The 18614-nt window shown below is 65.8% G+C and carries 18 protein-coding genes and 1 pseudogene; 11 read left to right on the plus strand and 8 right to left on the minus strand.

All coding sequences use genetic code 11. From position 1 onward, the window contains the following. Positions 1-2: 2 nt before the first annotated feature. From ILP92_RS04550 to ILP92_RS04565, 4 genes are read left to right on the plus strand one after another with little or no spacing between them, the layout of a single operon-like run. Positions 3-287, plus strand: coding sequence for a F0F1 ATP synthase subunit C (locus tag ILP92_RS04550; protein ID WP_235971111.1), 285 nt, complete (start codon positions 3-5; stop codon positions 285-287). Between the two features lie 4 nt (positions 288-291). Next, a complete protein-coding gene (locus tag ILP92_RS04555; RefSeq protein ID WP_198915176.1) occupies positions 292-1056 on the plus strand; it encodes a F0F1 ATP synthase subunit delta in 765 nt (254 codons plus the stop codon). Continuing rightward, complete coding sequence (locus tag ILP92_RS04560; RefSeq protein WP_198915177.1) at positions 1053-2591, plus strand: F0F1 ATP synthase subunit alpha; 1539 nt, start codon at positions 1053-1055, stop codon at positions 2589-2591. Before ILP92_RS04555 ends, ILP92_RS04560 begins: the two co-directional genes overlap by 4 nt. Continuing rightward, complete coding sequence (locus ILP92_RS04565) at positions 2575-3510, plus strand: F0F1 ATP synthase subunit gamma (RefSeq protein ID WP_198915178.1); 936 nt, start codon at positions 2575-2577, stop codon at positions 3508-3510. Before ILP92_RS04560 ends, ILP92_RS04565 begins: the two co-directional genes overlap by 17 nt. Positions 3511-3604: 94 nt before the next feature. Here the strand turns inward: ILP92_RS04565 and ILP92_RS04570 are convergent, their stop codons facing one another. The 5 genes from ILP92_RS04570 to ILP92_RS04590 all read right to left on the minus strand — a co-directional run bounded on the left by ILP92_RS04570 (position 3605) and on the right by ILP92_RS04590 (position 8270). After that, a complete protein-coding gene (locus ILP92_RS04570; protein ID WP_198915179.1) occupies positions 3605-4597 on the minus strand; it encodes a branched-chain amino acid ABC transporter permease in 993 nt (330 codons plus the stop codon). Between the two features lie 4 nt (positions 4598-4601). After that, the gene (locus ILP92_RS04575; RefSeq protein ID WP_198915180.1) at positions 4602-5489 is read right to left on the minus strand and encodes a branched-chain amino acid ABC transporter permease; all 888 of its coding nucleotides are present in this window, start codon (positions 5487-5489) and stop codon (positions 4602-4604) included. Between the two features lie 70 nt (positions 5490-5559). Then, the gene (locus ILP92_RS04580) at positions 5560-6774 is read right to left on the minus strand and encodes an ABC transporter substrate-binding protein (protein ID WP_198915181.1); all 1215 of its coding nucleotides are present in this window, start codon (positions 6772-6774) and stop codon (positions 5560-5562) included. A 40-nt stretch (positions 6775-6814) separates the two neighbouring features. After that, positions 6815-7519 carry an ABC transporter ATP-binding protein gene (locus ILP92_RS04585; RefSeq protein ID WP_198915182.1) on the minus strand — a complete coding sequence of 235 codons (705 nt, stop codon included), beginning with the start codon at positions 7517-7519 and terminating at the stop codon, positions 6815-6817. Further along, the gene (locus ILP92_RS04590; protein WP_198915183.1) at positions 7512-8270 is read right to left on the minus strand and encodes an ABC transporter ATP-binding protein; all 759 of its coding nucleotides are present in this window, start codon (positions 8268-8270) and stop codon (positions 7512-7514) included. The genes ILP92_RS04585 and ILP92_RS04590 overlap by 8 nt, the downstream gene beginning before the upstream one ends. A gap of 378 nt (positions 8271-8648) precedes the next feature. Here ILP92_RS04590 and ILP92_RS04595 point away from each other — a divergent pair, with 378 nt between their 5' ends. From ILP92_RS04595 to ILP92_RS04620, 6 genes are all read left to right on the plus strand, one after another. Then, positions 8649-9794, plus strand: a complete 1146-nt coding sequence (locus tag ILP92_RS04595; protein ID WP_198915184.1) for a zinc-dependent alcohol dehydrogenase family protein — start codon at positions 8649-8651, stop codon at positions 9792-9794. After that, the gene (locus tag ILP92_RS04600; protein WP_198915185.1) at positions 9791-10549 is read left to right on the plus strand and encodes an SDR family NAD(P)-dependent oxidoreductase; all 759 of its coding nucleotides are present in this window, start codon (positions 9791-9793) and stop codon (positions 10547-10549) included. The genes ILP92_RS04595 and ILP92_RS04600 overlap by 4 nt, the downstream gene beginning before the upstream one ends. 13 nt (positions 10550-10562) lie before the next feature. Next, positions 10563-11774, plus strand: a complete 1212-nt coding sequence (locus ILP92_RS04605) for an acyl-CoA dehydrogenase family protein (RefSeq protein WP_198915186.1) — start codon at positions 10563-10565, stop codon at positions 11772-11774. Further along, positions 11764-12774, plus strand: coding sequence for a phosphotransferase family protein (locus ILP92_RS04610; RefSeq protein WP_198915187.1), 1011 nt, complete (start codon positions 11764-11766; stop codon positions 12772-12774). Before ILP92_RS04605 ends, ILP92_RS04610 begins: the two co-directional genes overlap by 11 nt. Next, positions 12767-13156 (plus strand): DUF6285 domain-containing protein, encoded by a 390-nt coding sequence (locus tag ILP92_RS04615; protein WP_198915188.1) that lies wholly within the window; start codon positions 12767-12769, stop codon positions 13154-13156. The genes ILP92_RS04610 and ILP92_RS04615 overlap by 8 nt, the downstream gene beginning before the upstream one ends. Positions 13157-13230: 74 nt before the next feature. Further along, the gene (locus tag ILP92_RS04620; RefSeq protein ID WP_198915189.1) at positions 13231-14868 is read left to right on the plus strand and encodes an AMP-binding protein; all 1638 of its coding nucleotides are present in this window, start codon (positions 13231-13233) and stop codon (positions 14866-14868) included. 73 nt (positions 14869-14941) lie between these two features. On the opposite strand, the gene ILP92_RS04625 is transcribed toward ILP92_RS04620, so the two are convergent. Beyond that, complete coding sequence (locus ILP92_RS04625; RefSeq protein ID WP_198915190.1) at positions 14942-16816, minus strand: PAS domain-containing sensor histidine kinase; 1875 nt, start codon at positions 16814-16816, stop codon at positions 14942-14944. 184 nt (positions 16817-17000) lie between these two features. Between ILP92_RS04625 and ILP92_RS04630 the strand changes: the two genes are divergently transcribed. Further along, entirely contained in the window at positions 17001-17372 is a 372-nt protein-coding gene (locus tag ILP92_RS04630; protein ID WP_198915191.1) for a response regulator, read from the plus strand. A 153-nt stretch (positions 17373-17525) separates the two neighbouring features. Here the strand turns inward: ILP92_RS04630 and ILP92_RS04635 are convergent. Then, positions 17526-18092: pseudogene (locus ILP92_RS04635) on the minus strand (DUF932 domain-containing protein); the annotation flags it as partial. A gap of 89 nt (positions 18093-18181) precedes the next feature. Beyond that, a complete protein-coding gene (locus ILP92_RS18395) occupies positions 18182-18523 on the minus strand; it encodes a hypothetical protein (RefSeq protein WP_235971074.1) in 342 nt (113 codons plus the stop codon). Positions 18524-18614 lie beyond the last annotated feature (91 nt).

The following is an 18614-nucleotide window of genomic DNA, read 5'->3' on the forward strand; positions in this document are numbered from 1 at the left end:
TGATGGAATTGGCAATCATCGCGGGCATTTCGATCTTCACCGCCGGGATCACCGTCTCTTTCGGCGCGATCGGTCCCGCGCTCGGCGAAGGGCGCTCGGCCTCGGCGGCCCTGACCGCCATCGCGCAACAACCCGACGCGGCCTCGACCATCTCGCGGACCCTGTTCGTCAGCCTGGCCATGATCGAATCGACCGCGATCTACTGCTTCGTCGTCGCCATGATCCTGATCTTCGCGAACCCGTTCTGGAACGCGGCTTTGGAAGCGGCGCGAACGGCGGCTGGCTGACGGTATGTCGATCGACTGGATCACCGTCGCGGCCCAGATCGTCAATTTCCTGGTGCTGGTCTGGCTGCTGAAGCGATTCCTGTATCGCCCGATCCTGGACGGCATCGACAGGCGCGAAGTCGAGATCACGCAGCGGATGCAGGAAGCCGCCCACGTCCGGGAACAGGCACAGGCGATGGAGCAAGCGTACCGCGACAAGGTGCAGGCCCTCGACGTCGCCCAGGCGGACCTGACCGAAACGATCCGCCGGAAAGCCGAAGAACAGCGCGATGCCCTGCTGGCCGACGCGCGCAGGAAGCTGGAAAAAGAACACGAGACATGGAGGACGCATCTGGACGACGAGGCGCGCAAGTACAAAGCCAGGCTGCACCGCGCGGGCGCCGCTTCGCTACTGGCCCTGACCGGCAAGGCGCTTGACGATCTGGCCGACGAGACGCTGGAAGAACGCATGGCCCGCCATCTTGCGCAGAAGCTCGGGCCCATGGCGCAGGATCTGCGCCGTGCGGCCGCAAAGGTGTCCGAGGCCGTCGTCACATCGCAGGGTCCCCTGTCACAGGCAGGTCGCCAGGCCGTGCAGTCCGAACTGCAAGACGTTTTCCCTGACATCTCGGTCCGCTTCGAGACGGATGAAGAGCAATCCCCGGGACTGGTCCTGCGCATGGGCGGAGCGGAAGTCGCCTGGACCGTCGAGACCTATCTCGAAGGCCTCGCGTCGATGATTGATGCCGAGCTCGTGTCGGGCAGGGACGCCCCGGGGGCCGAGCGATGAGCGATGAGACCCGGGCAGATCGCACGGACGTCGAGCCGATCCTGACCCGCCTGCTCGACAGCGCCCCGCCGGGTCCGCGCCTGAGCGAGATCGGCCGCGTGCTCGAGATCGGCGACGGCATCGCGATCATCGCGGGGCTCGAACAGGCCCTGTCCGAGGAATTGCTGCGCTTTTCCAGCGGGGTTATGGGCATCGTGCTGGATCTCGAACCCGGACGCCTGGGGGTGATCCTGCTGGGGCCATCCGATCGCGTGACCGTGGGCGAAAGCGTCATGCGCACGCGAAAGGTCGTCAGCACGAAGGTCGGCACGGCGCTTCTGGGCCGTGTCGTCGATGCGCTGGGAAATCCCCGCGACGACAAGGGCGCGGTGCAGGCCCGGGACCTGCGGCCCGTGGAAGCGGAAGCCCCCCGGATCCTGGACCGGCAGGCCATCACCCGGCCGCTTGCGACCGGCATCAAGGCGATCGACGCGGCAGTGCCCGTCGGCTTGGGACAACGTCAGCTGATCATCGGCGACCGGCAGACGGGAAAGACGTCGCTGGCGGTGGATGCGATCCTCAACCAGAAGGCCAGCGAAGTGGTCTGCATCTACTGCGCCATCGGGCAGCGGGGCGACTCGGTCGCCAAGGCCATCGGCGCGCTTGCCGAGGGGGGCGTGTTGGCACGATCGATCGTCGTCGTGGCAGGCGACGAGGACGCGGCGGCGCTGGCCTACGTGGCGCCCTATGCCGCGCTGACCATGGCCGAGTTCTTCGCAAAGCGGGCCATGGACGTCCTGGTGATCCTGGACGACCTGACCCACCACGCGCGGACCTACCGCGAGCTGGCGCTTCTGCTGCGCCGCCCGCCGGGCCGCGAGGCCTTTCCCGGCGACATCTTCTACGTCCATGCCCGGTTGCTCGAGCGCGCCGGGCAATTCACGGCGGCCGCTGGCGGCGGCTCGATCACGGTCCTGCCCGTCGTCGAGACCCAGGCCGGAAATCTTAGCGGTTATATCCCGACCAACCTGATCTCGATCACCGACGGGCAGATCTACCTGTCGCCGCGTCTGGTGCGGAAGAACCAGTTCCCGGCGGTCGATCTGGGGGTGTCGGTCAGCCGGGTGGGCGGCAAGGCGCAAAGCAAGGCGTTCCGCTCGGTGGCGGGCAATCTTCGCGTGGCCCTGTCGCAATTCGAAGAGCTCGAGGACTTCGCCCGCTTCGGCACCCGGCTGGACGAAGTGACACGCGCACGCCTGGCGCGCGGCGCTGCGGTCAGAAACGCCCTGCGCCAGGCCGAGCGCGACCCGATGTCGGCGGTCGAGCAACTGGCGGTCCTTGTCTGCGCGGTCGACGGGACCTTCGATCGCTTGGGCGAATCCGCGACGATGACCGTCATGGCGACGCTCAGGTCGGCGGTCTTGCACGAGCTTCGCGACCTCGCCGCGCGCCTGGCCCAGAACGATCCGCTCGGCGAGGACGACCGCCGCAGGATACTGGACCTTGGACGCGCCGCGCGCCGGAAGCTGGAAGGCGGCGATGACGCAAACCCTTGAATCCTTGTCGCACCGCCTGTCGAGCCTGCAGGGCATCCGCAGCATCGTTCACACGATGAAGACGCTTTCGGTGATCAATGCCGCGCCCTACGAACACGCCGCCAGCGCGATCGAGGCATACCAGGAAACGATCCTGCTGGGACTGCACGCCTTTCTCAGCCAGATCCGACCCCTTGATCCCGATCCATCGGCGAGCCGGGCACGGGCTCTGGTCGTCTTCGGCTCGGATCACGGTCTGTGCGGCAATTACAACCAGGCCCTGGCGAGCTATCTTGCCCACAATGCAGACGGGTCCGGTGGCACACAGACGATCCTGTGCGTCGGCGCCCAGATGGCAGACGCGTTGCGCGACGTGGGGCTGCCCCCCGAGGTCACCGTGTTTCCGCCGGCATCGGTGGACGGGATCGGTCGGCTCGCGAACCTGCTGACCCGACGCATCGCCGAAATCCGGCAGGACTTCGGCACAGACGACATGGACATTTCCCTGGCGTATTTCACGCGGGACGGCCAGCGCGGCCAACGCCCCGAGCTGGCGAAACTTCTGCCGCTCGATCCCGATCTCATCCGTGATCTTCAACGCAAACCGTGGAAGTCGCGCAGCTTGCCCATCTTCACGCTGCCGCGCCCCGAGCTCTTCAACGCGCTGATCCGCGGCCACGTCTTCGCCAGCATGTTCCGCGCCGCCGCCGAAGCGCTCGTCACGGAAAACGCGGCCCGGCTGGCGCAGATGCAGCAGGCCGAGCAAGCGGTCGATGACCGGCTGGAAGACCTTGCGTCGGAGATCAGGTCGGTGCGCCAGACCGAGATCACGACGGAACTGCTGGACGTGATCATCGGTTTCGAAGCCCTGAAGAAGAAACGCCGCCGACAAGGCGCGTTCGATGGCGACGCGGGTCGCGCGGCGCAGCCCGCCCCATGAACCCTCGCGGCCTTGCAGACGCGCAAAGGGCCGCTGATCGCGGCCCCTTGTCCGTAAGTCCCTGTTTCTGGCCAGATCGGCCGGAAAAGCGGCGCTACTTGTCTTTCTCGCCACCGTCGCGCCACCGGCGCAAGCGCGGCCCGATCTCGCCCACGATGCCGCGCCGGAACAGCAGCACGCAGATGACGAACACGGCCCCTTGCACGATCGTCGATAGCGAGCCGACCTGCGCCAGCTCGTTCTGCAACGACACGATGATCGTGGCCCCCAGGATGGGTCCCAGCATCGTTCCGATGCCACCCAGGACGGCCATCAGCACGACCTCGCCGCTCATCTGCCATTGCACGTCCGTCAGCGACGCAAGCTGGAACACCATGACCTTCGCGGATCCGGCCAGGCCCGAAAGCGCCGCCGACAGCACGAAGGCCAGAAGCTTGTAGCGGTCCGCGTCGTAGCCCAGCGAAATCGCGCGATCTTCATTCTCGCGGATGGATTTCAGGACCTTGCCGAAGGGCGAATGGACCGCGCGATAGATGATGAAGATGCCGATGCAGAAGATGGCAAGCACCAGGTAATAGACGTCCATGTTGGTCGACAGGTCTATGATCCCGAAAAGCGGGCGGCGCGGCACGCCCTGCAAGCCGTCCTCGCCACCGGTGAACGGGGCCTGAAGGGCCACGAAATAGACCATCTGCGACAGCGCCAGCGTAATCATCGCGAAGTAGATGCCCTGCCGCCGAATGGCGAGCAGTCCGATCACGAGACCCAGCAAGGCAGCCACGGCGACGCCCGCCAGGATGCCCAGCTCGGCCGAAAGCCGGAGCGTTTGCAGCGCGTAACCGGTGACATAGGCCGAGAAGCCGAAGAAGGCCGCGTGGCCGAACGACAAAAGCCCGGCAAAGCCCAGCAGAAGGTTGAACGCCGCGGCGAAAAGCGCGAAGCACAGGATCTTGGCGATCATGACCGGGTAGAGGAAATGCGGCAGGATCAGCAGCGCGACAAGCCCGATCGCGGCCCAGAGGCGCACGTCGGACAGCCATCCGCCCGACGACCGGGCGCTTTCGGTGGTGTTGGTCGAATCGCTCATGATGTCAGGCCGCCTTTCCGAACAGTCCCGCCGGTCGCACGATCAGTACGATGGCCATGACCACGAAGATGATGATGTTGGACGCTTCGGCATAAAAGACGCGGGTCAGACCTTCGCACAGGCCAAGAAGGAAGCCCGAGATGATCGCCCCCTTGATGGATCCCAGCCCGCCGATGACGACGATGGCGAAGACCACGATGATGATGTTCGATCCCATCAGCGGATTGACCGAATAGATCGGCGCGGCCAGCACGCCCGCGAAGGCGGCCAGTCCCACGCCCAGACCGTAGGTGAGCGTCACCAGAAGCGGCACGTTCACCCCGAAGGCCCGGACCAGATCCGCGTTCTCCACGGCCGCGCGCATGGTCGCGCCCAGCCGCGTCATCTCGATCAGGTACCAGGTGGCCGCGCAGACGACGATCGACGCCGCAAGCACCCAGGCGCGGTAGGCGGGCAGGAACATGAAGCCCAGGTTATAGCCGCCCTGCAGGGATTCGGGGATCGCGTAGGTTTCACCGGCGACGCCGTAAACCTGGCGGAACAGCCCCTCCAGAAGCAGCGCCAGCCCGAAGGTCAGCAACAGCCCGTAAAGATGATCCAGATCGGCAATGCGGCGCAGCATGAACCGCTCGATCAGCATGCCGAATATGCCCACGATGATCGGCGACAGCACCAGGGCGGGCCAGTAGCCGATGCCCAGGATATCGAGCAACAGGAACGCGACGAAGGCCCCGACCATGTAAAGCGCGCCGTGGGCGAAGTTGACGATGTTCAGCAGACCGAAAATCAGCGCAAGGCCAAGGCTCAGGACCGCGTAGAACGCCCCGTTGATCAGGCCGATCAAGAGCTGTCCCATCAGGACGGGGACCGGAATGCCAAGAAGATCCATCATCGGTGGGGCCTCAATTCAGGGGATGTGGGCGCGTGGCGGCGCAGGTGCCGCCACGCGTGGAAAGGGGGACTTAACCCTTGATCGCTTCGCAGGTGCCATCCTCGAGCGAGCGGAACGCCTCGTCGCCGGGGATCGTGCGGATGATGTTGTAGTAGTCCCAGCGGCCTTCGCTTTCCTCGGGCGTCTTCACCTGGGCCAGGAACATGTCGTGCACCATCAGACCGTCCTCGCGCACGCGGCCGTTGCGGGCGAAAGCGTCCTCGATCGGCATCTCTTTCAGCTGGGCGACGACCGTCTTGGCGTCATCGGTCCCGGCCTCCTGAACGGCCTTGAGGTAGTTCAGCGCCGAGGAATACATCCCGGCCTGCACCATGGTGGGCTTGGCGCCGTGCCGCTCTTCGAAGCGGTTGCTCCATTCGCGGGCCGCGTCGTCCTGGTCCCAGTAGAAGCCCGTGGTCAGGGTCAGGCCCTGCGCGGTGTCCAGTCCCAGCGCGTCCACGTCCGTCAGGAACAGCAGCAGCGACGCCAGCGATTGCCCGCTCTGGACCACGCCGAATTCCTGCGCCTGCTTGACCGAGTTCTGGGTGTCCGTGCCCGCGTTGGCCAGGCCGATCACCTGCGCACCCGAGGCCTGAGCCTGCAGGATGAAGGACGAAAAGTCCTGCGTCGGGAACGGGGCCGCGACGCTGCCCAGAACCTCGCCGCCATTGGCGGTGACCGCCTCGGCCGCGTTTTCTTCCAGCTTGTGGCCGAAGGTGTAGTCGGCGGTGATGAAATACCACGTCTCCTTGCCTTCCTTGACCATCGCGACCGCGGTGCCGTTGGCCAGCGCGTCGGTGTCATAGGTCCAGTGAAGACCGGTCTCGGGGGCGCAGTTCTCGTTGGTCAGCGCGGCGGTCGCGGCACCGTTGTTGATATACGCGATTTCCTTTTCGCTGGTGATGTCCTGCAGCGCGATGCCGACGCCCGAATTCGCGCCGCCGAGGATCATGTCGACGTTTTCCTGGTCGGCCCATTGGCGCGCCAGGTTCGAGCCGATATCGGCCTTGTTCTGGTGATCGGCGGTCAGCAGTTCGATGGGGGTGCCGTTGATCTCGCCACCCATCTCTTCGATCGCCATCTCGACGGCGGCGATCGAGCCTTGTCCGTCCAGCGCCGAATAGGCGCCCGACAGATCCAGGATCATCCCGATCTTCACGGTGTCGTCGCTGATCTCCTGGGCGCCCGCGGTGGTGGCAAGCACGGTCGCGGCGCTGGCAAGTAGCGTGGCTTTGGTCTTGTTCATGGTCATTCTCCCTTTGGTTTTACTGCTATGGCAGTCCCGGTCAGACCCCGAGATAGCCGGCAATCTTCTCTCTGTTCGCTTCGACTTCGCTTCGCTCGAACCGGTCGATGACCTGTCCGTGTTCCACGACGAAATGGCGGTCGCCCATGCGTTCGGCGAACCGGAAGTTCTGCTCCACCAAAAGGATGGTGAAGCCCTCGTCGCGCAGACTGCCGATGATGTCGCCGATCTGCTGGACAATCACGGGCGCAAGGCCCTCGGTCGGCTCGTCCAGAAGCAGCAGCCGCGCGCCGCTGCGCAGGATCCGCGCGATGGCCAGCATCTGCTGCTCGCCGCCCGACAACTTGGTGCCCTGCGATTTGCCCCGTTCCTTCAGGATCGGGAACAGCTCATAGATCCTCTCAAGGCTCATCCCGCCCTCGGCCACCTTGGGCGGCAGCAGCAGGTTCTCGAGAACGCTCAGCGACGAGAAAATGCCGCGTTCCTCGGGGCAAAAGGCGATGCCGCTGCGCGCGATCACGTTGGCGCTTTGACCGATCATCTCTTCACCCTTGAAGGTGATCGACCCTTCGCGCTTCTTCAAAAGCCCGATGATGCATCGCAGCGTGGTGGTCTTGCCCGCGCCATTGCGGCCCAGCAGCGTCACGATCTCGCCCTTGGGGACCTCGAAATCCATCCCGTGCAGCACGTGGCTTTCGCCGTACCAGGCGTGAAGATCCTTCACTTTCAGCATCGTTTCAGGCATCGGCCTCTCCCATATAGGCCGAACGCACGTCGGGATTTTTGCTGACTTCGTCGTAGGTGCCTTCGGCCAGGATCGCGCCCGCCTGAAGCACGCTGATCCGGTCCGAAAGCTCGGCCACGACGTTGAGATTGTGCTCGACCATCAGAACCGTGCGGTTCTTGGCCACCCGCCTGATGATATCGGCCACGCGTTTCACGTCCCCGGTGCCCATGCCCGCCATGGGCTCGTCCAGCAGCATCACCTTCGGCTCGAGCGCCAGCGTGGTGGCCAGCTCGAGCAGGCGCTTGCGCCCGTAAGGCAGCTCGGTCGCCAGGATATCTTCGGAATCGTCCAGTCCGACCTCGGCCAGGATCCTGCGGGCGTCTTCGTTCAGGGTGTCCAGCCGACGATCCGACGTCCAGAAGTTGAACGAGTTGTTCATCCGCTGCTGCAGCGAGACCCGGATATTGTCGAGCAGGCTCAGATGCGGAAACACCGACGAGATCTGGAAGGACCGGACGGCACCCTTGCGCGCGATCGCGGCCGGCTTGGCCGCGGTGACATCCTCGCCGTTCAGCAGGATCTTGCCCGCGGTCGGCTCCAGGAACTTGGTGATCAGGTTGAACATCGTGCTCTTGCCGGCCCCGTTCGGGCCGATGAGCGCATGAATCGTCCCGCGCTCGACTTGCAGGGACACGTTGTCGACCGCGGTGAATCCCGCGAACGTCTTTGTCAGGTTCGACGTCTCAATGGCGTATTCGGACTTCAACATGGGCCTCCGTCGGTCAAGCTGCGCGCGGCGTGGTTGGGTGTCAATGGGCCGTGCGAGCGAAGCGCGCTCACCGGTCGAGTTAGGTCGGTGGGACGGGATGTGAACGGCAAGGCTCGCAGTGTCTTCCTCTGGTCGAGAGCTGAAGACGCATCGCATCGCGTCACTTCGGTTGTCGGGGGGCGGTGGCGGCGCCAGGATGGTGCCAACCGTTTATTTTTTCCCCGAGCCATGAGAAGGGCAAATTGTTGCGCCTGCAAGCGGAAAATCGAAAGAATAGATGGCAGCCGCTGTCGCCCCTTGTTACACGACGTGACGCATCGCTCAGAAGACCGGGGCCGGGGCCCTGCATTGTACGGAAGAAGAAAAGGGGCTCGGCACATGAAGACACGGATCGCGCTATTGCGGGAAATGGGGCTGCCGCGGCCCTACACCGACAGCAAACCGCTCACGGTGGTGGAGGTCGATCTGGACGATCCGGGCCCGGGCGAGATGTGCGTCAAGATCGCCGCCGCGGGGCTTTGCCATTCGGACCTGTCGGTCATCAACGGCGACCGTCCCCGCGCCACGCCGCTGGCCCTGGGGCACGAGGCGGCGGGCGTGGTGGAAAGCGTCGGCGACGGGGTGACGCGGTTCGCGCCGGGCGATCACGTGGTGCTGGTCTTCGCGCCGTCCTGCGGACATTGCCTGCCCTGCGCGGAAGGCCGCCCCGCGCTGTGCGAGCCCGCTGCGGTCGCCGCCGGGGACGGCTCGCTTCTGTCGGGGGCGAAACGGATCACGCTCGACGGTCGGACCATCGACCACCATCTGGGCGTCTCGGCCTTTTCGGACCGGGTGGTCGTCGACCAGTGCAGCGCGGTCAAGATCGACCCGGCGATTCCGTTGGAACAGGCGGCGCTTCTGGGCTGCGCGGTGCTGACCGGCGCGGGCGCCACGCTTCATTCGGGCGACCTGCGCCCGGGCCAGAGCTGCGCCATCGTGGGACTGGGCGGCGTCGGCCTGTCGGGCCTGATGGCGGCGCTGGCCGCAGGCGCCAACCCGGTGATCGCCGTCGATCTGGCGCAGGACAAGCGCGACTTCGCGATGAAGCTCGGCGCCCACCACGCCATCGATCCCACCGAGGACGGCGCGATCGAGCGCATCAAGGAACTGACGGGCGGTGGCGTCGATGTCGCGGTCGAGCTTGCGGGCGCGTCGGTGGCCCTGCGCTTCGCCTATGACATCGTCAAGCGCGGCGGCACGGCGGTGACCGCCGGACTGCCCCATCCGTCCGACGACCTGTCGATCCCGGCCACGTCACTGACCGTCAGCGAAAAGACCCTGCGCGGCTCTTACGTGGGGTCCTGCGTGCCGGTGCGCGACATTCCCCGCTTCGCCCGGCTGATGCAGGCGGGGACGATGCCGATCGAGCAACTGATGACCCATCGCCTGAAGCTGGACGACATCAACCTCGGGTTCGAGCGTCTGGCGGCCGGGGACGCGATTCGCCAGGTCGTGCTCTTCGACGACGCGGAGCCGTCGGCTTGACCGATCTGCAGCAGCGTCACGCGCTGGTGACCGGTGCCTCGTCCGGGCTGGGCCGCCACATGGCCAAGACCCTGGCCGCCCACGGCGCGCGGGTCACGGTGGCCGCCCGCCGGGTCGCAAAGCTCGAAACGCTGGTGGCCGAAATCGCGGATACCGGCGGGACGGCACAGGCCATCGAGATGGACGTGAGCGCCGCGGACGACATCCAGGCGGGCTTTACCGCCGCCGCGAAAGACTTCGGGCCAGTCGCGATCTGCGTCAACAACGCGGGCGTGTCGCACATGGACCGGGCCGAAACGCTGGATGTGGACACCTGGGACAAGGTAATCGACGTCAATCTGCGCGGGGTCTTCCTGGTGGCGCAAGCCGCGGCTCGCCAGATGATCGACGCGGGCTCGGGCGGCAGCATCGTCAACATCGCGTCGATCCTGGGCGACCGGGTCGCGGGCGGCGTCGTCGCCTACGCCACGTCCAAGGCCGGCGTGTCGCACATGACCCGGGCGCTGGCCCTGGAATGGGCGCGCCACGATATCCGCGTGAACGCGCTGGCGCCCGGCTACATGCAGACCGAGCTGAACGACGATTTCTTCGCCTCGGATGCCGGGAAGGCCCTGATCCGCCGGATCCCCCAGCGGCGCCTGGGCCGACTGGACGAGCTGGACGGACCGCTGCTGCTTCTGGCGTCCGATGCCGGCAGTTTCATGACGGGCGCCGTGCTGCCCGTCGATGGCGGCCACCTGGTCGCAACGCTTTAAGGAAGGTAGAACCATGGATTTCGCGCTCAGCCCCGAGGACGACGACCTCAGACGTCGCGTCGCCGCATTCGTCAACGACGAGATATTGCCGGTCGAAGCCGACCGCGCCAACTGGGACGCGCACGAGAACATCGCCGACGCGCCGCTCGCCCGCCTGCAGCAAAAGGCCAAGGATGCGGGCCTCTGGGCGCCGCAGGTGCCGGTCGAATACGGCGGGCGGGCGCTCTCGACCGTGGCGATGGCCGCCGTCTACGAAGAGATGAACCGCTCGATCTTCGGCCCCGTCTGCTTCAACTGCGCCGCCCCCGACGACGGCAATATGTGGGTCCTGTCGAAGGTCGGCACCGAGGCGCAGAAGGAGGAATTCCTGAAGCCGATCGTGGATGGCAGCGTGCGGTCGTCCTTCGCCATGACCGAACCCGATGGCGGGTGCGGCTCGGACCCGTCGCTGACCTACACGACCGCCACCCGCGACGGCGACAAGTGGATCATCAAGGGGCGCAAGTGGTGGACCACCGGCGCGGGCGTCGCGAAGCATTTCATCGTCATCGCGCGCACCTCCGACGACGATCGCAAGGGCCTGACCGCGTTCCTGTTCCACGCCGACCAGCCGGGGTGGGAAATCGTGCGCCGGATTCCGATCATGGGCCCCGAAGAGCATGGCGGCCATTGCGAGCTGCGGTTCGACGGGCTCGAGATCCCCGATTCGAACCGCCTGCTGGAAGTGGGCGACGGGCTGAAAGTCACCCAGATCCGGCTGGGCAAGGCGCGGCTGACCCATTGCATGCGCTGGCTGGGCATGGCCAAGCGCGCGATGGAGCTTGGCATGGCCTACGTCGAGGATCGCGAAAGTTTCGGGCAGAAGCTGATCGACCGCGAAAGCGTGCAGCTGCAACTGGCCGAAGCCGCCATGGGCATCGAGATCGGGCGCTTGCTGACCATGAAGGCCGCCTGGATGATCGACCAGGGCGACTACGCCCGCAAGGAAATCTCCATGGCCAAGATCCAGGTCGCCGATATCCTGCACAAGGCCGTGGATACGTCCCTGCAACTCAATGGCGGGCTTGGATATTCCAAGGATATCCCGCTCGAGTGGATGTATCGCTACGCGCGCCAGGCCCGGCTGGTCGACGGGGCATCCGAGGTGCACAAGATGGTCATCTCGCGCACGCTGCGCGACATGCGGCGGGACTTCTGGCACTGGGGCACCCCCGATGACACTTGAAACCGCCGCGGTCGAGCGGTTCGTCGCCGAGGCCTGGAAGGCCGATGCGGTGACGGCGTCGGGCGCGTCGATGATGTCGGGCGGTGCCATCCAGGAAAACTGGGCGCTCGATCTCGCGGTGACGCGCGACGGTCGGACCGATCACCTGGAAACGGTGCTGCGCACCGATGCGCCGTCGTCGATCCCGCAAAGCCACGGCCGGGCCGAGGAATACGCCCTGTTTTCCGCCGCGCACGCGGCCGGGGTCGCGGTGCCGAAGCCGCTTCTGCTGGGACGGGACGTCGCGGGGATGGACCGCCCGTTCTTCCTGATGCAGCGCGTCGCCGGTCAGGCCGATCCGCGCAAGATCACCCGCGGCGACCTGACCGGGGCGCCGCTGGCCCGGGCGCTCGGGGCGGAACTGGCGCGGATCCATTCGATCACGCCCGGCGCCGAAGGGCTCGGGTTCCTGGACTTGCCCGATGAGTCGCCCGCCAAGGACCGCGTGGCCGAGTTTCGCGCCGCCCTGGATGCCAGCGAGCGGCCGCAGCCGGTGATCGAATGGGGCGTGCGCTGGCTGGAGCTGAACGCACCGCCTGCACCGGATGCGCTGGTGCTCTGCCACAACGATTTTCGGACCGGCAACTACATACTGGGGCCCGACGGCACGCCCGCGATCCTGGACTGGGAATTCGCGGGCTGGGGCGATCGCCACGCCGATCTGGGCTGGTTCTGCGCGAAATGCTGGCGTTTCGGCCAGGACGATCGCGAAGCGGGCGGGATCGGGCCGCGCGCCGAGTTCTACGCGGGCTACGAAGACATCGCGGGCCCCGTCATCGACCGCGACGCCGTGCCCTTCTGGGAAATGCTGGCGACCGTCCGCTGGGCCGTGATCGCGCTGCGCCAGGGGGATCGGTTCCTGCAGGACGGCGAGCGGTCGCTCGAACTCGCGTTGACCCGCCACGTGGTTCCGACCCTCGAGATCGACATCCTGGACCAGACCGGAGAGCTTCATGCGTGACGCCCCGTTCACCGCCGACCTGATCGCCACCGCCCGCGCGGAATTGAAGGCGGCGATCCTGCCCCAGCTTTCGGGCGATGCGGCCTACGCGGGCGCGATGGTGGCCAACGCCCTTGGCATCGCCCTGCGCGACCTGGAAGGCGACGACGGCGCGGACGCCGCCGAACGCGCGGCGTTGCGCGCCCTGCTGGACTGCGACACCGACGATCTGGCCAGGCTCAACGCCGATTTCGCCGACGGCTTGCGCCAGGGCCGTTTCGACCCCGGCCAGGACGGTCACGACGCCGCCCGCCGGATCCTGTGGATGCAGACCCGCGCGCGGCTGGCGCGCGTGAAACCCGCCGTGCTCGCGGCGCGCGACGAAACGTCCGCGGAGCGGTAAGATGCGCCGCCGCACCGGGCCACGGCACCCGACCAACATCCCTGCACCCACGCCCCCCATCCAAGGAGATCCCCATGTCCGATGATCTTTTCGCAGGGCTGGATAAATGCGCGGCGAATTTCGTGCCGCTGTCGCCCGTGTCGTTCCTGCAGCAGACCGCCCATACCCATGCCGACCGGACCGCGATCGTCTACCATGACCTGCGGCTGAGCTATGCCCAGATGCACGACCGGGTGGCGCGCGTGACCTCGGCGCTGGCGGCGCGCGGTATCGGGGCTGGCGACGTGGTGTCGATCATGGCCCCGAACGTGCCCGCGATGCTGGAAGCCCATTACGCGGTGCCCGCCGCGGGCGCGGTGCTCAATCCGATCAACATCCGGCTCGACGCGGCGACGGTGGCCTATATCCTCGGCCATTGCCGCGCGAAGCTGATCCTGGTCGATCCCGACTTCCTGGACGTGGTCGAGCAGGCCCGCGCCGCGATGGACGCCCCGCCCGATGTCGTCGTCGTCGCCGATCCCGCAGCCGGTGCCGGGGTGCCCGAAGGGGCCGTCACCTATGACGACCTGCTGCGGGAAGGCGATCCGGAAACAAGCCTGATGCTTCCCGCGGACGAATGGTCCCCCATCGCGATCAACTACACCTCCGGCACGACGGGCGACCCCAAGGGCGTCGTCTATTCCCATCGGGGCGCCTACCTGAACGCCACGGCCAATGCGCTGACCTTCGGGATGGACGCATGGACGAACTACCTGTGGATCCTGCCGATGTTCCATTGCTCGGGCTGGTCCCACACCTGGGCCGTGACCCTGGCGGGCGGGACCCATATCTGCCTGCGCCAGGTCGCCGCGGCCGCGATCTTCGATTTGATCGTCGACGAGCGCGTGACCCATTGCTGCGCCGCGCCCGTGGTGATGAACACCCTGATCCACGCCGACCCGTCCGTGATCCGCCGTCCCACGGCCCGGGTGAAGATCGCCACCGGCGGTGCGCCGCCGTCCTCCACGGTCATCGCCGGGATGGAGGATCTGGGGTTTTCGGTCACCCACCTTTACGGGCTGACCGAAACCTACGGACCCGCCACCATCAATGCACCGGACCCGGAATCGGACGCCCCCCTTGACGAACGCGCGCGGCAGATGGCCCGCCAGGGCATCGGTCACCCGCTGCTGACCGACTATCGCATCGCATCGCCCGAAACTGGCGCGCCGGGTGCCCGGGACGGCGACGCGCTGGGGGAGATCCAGCTGCGCTCGAACACCGTGATGATGGGGTATCTGCAAGACCCCGACGAGACCGCGCGCGCCTTCGCGGGGGGCTGGTTCCATTCCGGCGACCTGGCCGTGCACCATCCGGACGGGATGCTCGAGATCAAGGACCGCTTGAAGGACGTGATCATCTCGGGCGGCGAAAACATCAGTTCGGTCGAGATCGAAGAGATCCTGACCCGCCACGACGCGGTGATGGAAGCGGCGGTGGTCGCCGCACCGTCCGAGAAATGGGGCGAAACCCCCTGCGCGTTCGTCGCCCTGAAAGCGGGCGCGAAGGTCAGCGGCGACGACCTGGTGGACCATTGCCGGGCGCATATGGCCGGGTTCAAGGTGCCCGCGCGCGTCGTGGTGGTGGACGAGCTGCCCAAAAGCGCGACCGGCAAGATCCAGAAATACGAGCTCCGTCAGCGCGCGGCGGAAATGGTGGACGCGAAACCCTGACCGCGCGCCTTCCCGAGCGTGCGAAACCCGATCCCCGCGGACCGCGATCCCCAGGTCACGGCGGCATGACCATTCACGCTTTCTCGATCGTGAAACGAACACCCCCTTCATCGAACCGCAGGACCGACTGCCCGTCGAAATAACTCCCCGAGATCCTTTGCAGGATGATGGATCCGAACCCCTCGTTTTCGGGCGCGGCGACCTTCGGCCCCCCGGATTCGATCCATTGAAACCGGAACCGGCCCCCGTCGTTCTGCCAGTCGATCGCGACGGTGCCCACGTCGTTCGAGAACGCGCCGTATTTCGCGGCGTTCGTCGCAAGCTCGTGCAGCGCCAGGGTCAGTCCGATGACCTGCTGGGAATCCAGCGCACAGGACGGCCCCGTGATGCTGATGCGGGACCTGTCGGGAATATGCGGCGCAAGCGTCGTGTCGATCACCGAGCGGATGTCGGCGTCCTTTTCCTGCGACCGCGTCAGCACGTCCTGCGCGGATGCAAGCGCCATGAAGCGCGCCTCGATCGCCCGTTTCTGGTGTTCCACCCCCTTCACGCCGCGCAGGCTTTGCTTGACGACGATCTGCGCCATGGTCAGCACGTTCTTCATCCGATGCGCCAACTCCTCGGTCAGCGCGTCCCGCTCGGTCTCGAACCGCATGCGGTCGATCGCGGCATAGGTCCGGTCGAACATCGCGCCGAGAAAGGTGATTTCCGCTTCCGTCCAGTGCCGGACAGAGGCATCGTTCACGAACATGACCGCCTTCAGCTTGCCATGCTCCATCAGTGGCAGGTTCACCAGCGACCCCACCCCCAGCTCGGCCAGAAGATCGGGGCGGTCGACGCGGGCATCGTTGGCTGCGTCATCTATGATGACGTCGTGGCCCTGTCGCAGCGTCTCGGCGTATCTGCCGAAATCGCTGAGCGTGTGGCGCCCGGTCACGCTGACGCTGCGCGGCCCGTTCCAGTCGGCCTCGACGAAGATCGTGTCGCCGTCGTCGCCGACCAGCCCGTGCCCCACGCGATCCGCATAAATCGTCTCGGCAATGACGCGCGAGGCGAGTTTCGCGATCTCGACACGGTCGGTGATGTCGCGCACGTGATCCGCGAATTCCAGCCGGGCCTCCTGCATCCGCAGATGTTCCCGCTGCTCGGTCACATCCACCACGATGCCGATCAGGCGCTCGGGTTTGCCGTCTTCGCCGAACTGCACGGTGCCCTGGGACTGTATCCAGGTCGGCTTGGGTCCTTCGGTCGAGACGCGATAGGTCACGTCCACGTCCAGGCCCTCGTCCACGGCGGCGTCAAGGGCGCGCTGTGCTTTCGGGCGGTCCTCCTCGACGATGCCCTTCATGAAATCGGCCACCCTGGCGCCTTGTTCGGACAGGTCCACGTCCACCGAATGCAGGCGCGCGCAGGTCTCGTCGCCGACGATGATGTCCCGCTTCAGGTCGTTGTCGAAAACGCCCACCGTGCCCGAGCGCCGCATCGCCAGGCGCGCGCGGTCCTGCAGCTTGGCGATGCGGCGGCTGGCTTCGCGCTCGGCGGTCCTGTCCCGGAAAATCTTCACGAAACCGTCGATCTTGGCGGGGTTCTGAACCGCATCGCCGCCTACGTCGGTCTCTTTCAGAAGCGGCATCATCAGGCCGCTGCCCCAGAACTTCACGCCGTCCTTGCGCACGTGCCACCGCACGTCCTCGGCTCGGCCTTCCTCGAGCGCAAGGCGCATCTCGGTTTCGGCTCGGTTCCGTTCCGTGTCTTCATCCGTGAAGAACAGGTCGGCGGATTGTCCGACGATTTCCTCTTCGGACCAGCCGAGGATTCGCTCCGCCCCCTCGTTCCAACTGGTGATGATCCCGTTCGCATCCAGCGTCACGACCGCATGGTCGACGATCGATCGAAGAATGACCTTGTTCAGCGCGGCGATCTGCGCACTTTCATCGGTCTGGCTCATGTTTGCCTTCGGCACGCAGCGTGTCCCTTCAGGTGGGCGGGTCCCGGGCATCGCGAATGGGATTCACGTCGGGATGTAACCATTTGGCCCGTTGGCGCGTTGCCCACATAACAACCGTATCTCGGACACCGCAGAGTAAGGCAGTTTGTCCTGCAGTTGCCAGACCTTGTCGAAGGAAACGACCATGACCCTCCAGGGGGCGAAAATCCTGTTGATCGAGGACGAACCCTTGATCGCGCTCGATGTGATCGAGACGCTGCATGCCGCCGGTGCGACCGTTGAGGGTCCGGTGCGCTCGCGGGCCGATGCCCTGAGGCTGATAGACAGCGCGGCCCAGGGCGAAGGCTGGGATGCGGTCGTGCTGGATTACAGCCTGACCGACGGGACGACCGAGCCCGTCGCCGCAGGGCTGAAGCAGCAGGAGATCCCGTTCATCCTGCATTCCGGGCTTTCGGAAAAGCTGCGGCCCTTCGCGCGGCGGCTGGACGTGCAACTGATCGCCAAGCCCGCACCGGAAGAGGTCCTTATCCAGGCGATCCACGACGCGATGGACTGACCCAGCTCCGGACACGGGCGTCTGCCAGCGCGATTCCAGCGCGAAAAGTCCAACGCATTTGCCCGGTCCGTACGGCGCGACGCCGCCAGGCCCGAACCGTTCGGCGTTCCCCGGCGTTTCCCCGATTCGGGTCCGACGTCCTTTGCCGGATCAGTCGAGCACGCCCGGCACCTTCCAGCGCGTTTCGCCGGTAACGTTGCCTGCGATGCGCTGTACGGCGGAGACCAGCTCGTGGTCGTAGATGCGACCATAGTCGGGGCCGGTCACCGCGCGCAGTTCCGTGCGGCCATTCGCGACCTCCATGGTCTTGATCTGCTCGGTCCGGTGGTTGGTCAGGCGGTGTTGTAGGTTGATGCCCGCCAGTGGTGCAGGCAGTCGGAGCAGATAGTCCGCAGGAGCGCCCTCGAGGCTCGAGAGTTGGGCGAAGGACCAATGTGTCGAGGCAATGGGTTCGTCAGTGTCCGGCAGGATCAGACCCAGCCGCTCCGGATTGTCGCGATGCGCTTCGACCCGGATCGCGGCACTTGCAACGGTGCGCGTCCGGCTCTGCTCAGCGCGGGTTTTCACCGAGGCGAACAGATCATAGAGCGACAGATACCGTTCGTCGTCCGGTCGCGAGAACCATTCGGACGACACGCGGTCCACGTTCGCCCTGCGCGACACATCCACCTTGTAGCCGCCGCTCATGGCACGCCCGGCATCGATGATTTCGGTGTTCATTTGGAAACCTCCGCGACGGGCGTCCGGGAGCCTCTCTCTCGACCTCCAAACCCGTCAGGGGCCGGGACGGCGTCCCTTTGACTCTCCGTTCACTCGGCCGCGAGGTTCCCGGACGGGAATGGCGCGCGCGAGGCGGCCAGCCTATGCAGGGCTTCAGGCCTGATATGCGTGTAGCGGCACAGCATCTTCCAGTCCTTGTGACCGGTGACAAGGGCGACCTGTTCGATGGCAATACGGGCGTTAGGATGACCGTTGGCTATAGGTACATTGTACGGGTACGCTGATGCAAAAATAGGAGCGAGCGGATGAGTGGAGTGAAAATGATCGAGGTCAACGTCTTCGAAATTGATCGTGACGAACCCGACCAGATCAAGACTAACTTTGGAATGAAGACGTTTGGGTTCCTGACTGTCCCTGGTAAGGGCGAGCAAGTAGAACTGGAAACAGCCGAAATTGGCCGGACTGGATTATACCATGTTGAAACAGTTCGGCATCGAGGGCGAACATCTAATGCTCCGCGTG

The organism is Palleronia pontilimi (assembly GCF_016412875.1).
GTDB classification, from domain to species: Bacteria; Pseudomonadota; Alphaproteobacteria; order Rhodobacterales; family Rhodobacteraceae; genus Palleronia; species Palleronia pontilimi.

What these genes read in the sequence shown, in the direction of transcription:
- ILP92_RS04590 (WP_198915183.1), bottom strand. Translation starts at nt 8,270, where the DNA reads ATGTTGAAGTCCGAATACGCCATTGAGACGTCGAACCTGACAAAGACG.
- ILP92_RS04560 (WP_198915177.1), top strand. Translation starts at nt 1,053, where the DNA reads ATGAGCGATGAGACCCGGGCAGATCGCACGGACGTCGAGCCGATCCTG.
- ILP92_RS04630 (WP_198915191.1), top strand. Translation starts at nt 17,001, where the DNA reads ATGACCCTCCAGGGGGCGAAAATCCTGTTGATCGAGGACGAACCCTTG.
- ILP92_RS04575 (WP_198915180.1), bottom strand. Translation starts at nt 5,489, where the DNA reads ATGATGGATCTTCTTGGCATTCCGGTCCCCGTCCTGATGGGACAGCTC.
- ILP92_RS04565 (WP_198915178.1), top strand. Translation starts at nt 2,575, where the DNA reads ATGACGCAAACCCTTGAATCCTTGTCGCACCGCCTGTCGAGCCTGCAG.
- ILP92_RS04550 (WP_235971111.1), top strand. Translation starts at nt 3, where the DNA reads ATGGAATTGGCAATCATCGCGGGCATTTCGATCTTCACCGCCGGGATC.
- ILP92_RS04625 (WP_198915190.1), bottom strand. Translation starts at nt 16,816, where the DNA reads ATGAGCCAGACCGATGAAAGTGCGCAGATCGCCGCGCTGAACAAGGTC.
- ILP92_RS04595 (WP_198915184.1), top strand. Translation starts at nt 8,649, where the DNA reads ATGAAGACACGGATCGCGCTATTGCGGGAAATGGGGCTGCCGCGGCCC.
- ILP92_RS04610 (WP_198915187.1), top strand. Translation starts at nt 11,764, where the DNA reads ATGACACTTGAAACCGCCGCGGTCGAGCGGTTCGTCGCCGAGGCCTGG.
- ILP92_RS04570 (WP_198915179.1), bottom strand. Translation starts at nt 4,597, where the DNA reads ATGAGCGATTCGACCAACACCACCGAAAGCGCCCGGTCGTCGGGCGGA.
- ILP92_RS04620 (WP_198915189.1), top strand. Translation starts at nt 13,231, where the DNA reads ATGTCCGATGATCTTTTCGCAGGGCTGGATAAATGCGCGGCGAATTTC.
- ILP92_RS04555 (WP_198915176.1), top strand. Translation starts at nt 292, where the DNA reads ATGTCGATCGACTGGATCACCGTCGCGGCCCAGATCGTCAATTTCCTG.
- ILP92_RS04585 (WP_198915182.1), bottom strand. Translation starts at nt 7,519, where the DNA reads ATGCCTGAAACGATGCTGAAAGTGAAGGATCTTCACGCCTGGTACGGC.
- ILP92_RS04605 (WP_198915186.1), top strand. Translation starts at nt 10,563, where the DNA reads ATGGATTTCGCGCTCAGCCCCGAGGACGACGACCTCAGACGTCGCGTC.
- ILP92_RS04615 (WP_198915188.1), top strand. Translation starts at nt 12,767, where the DNA reads ATGCGTGACGCCCCGTTCACCGCCGACCTGATCGCCACCGCCCGCGCG.
- ILP92_RS04580 (WP_198915181.1), bottom strand. Translation starts at nt 6,774, where the DNA reads ATGAACAAGACCAAAGCCACGCTACTTGCCAGCGCCGCGACCGTGCTT.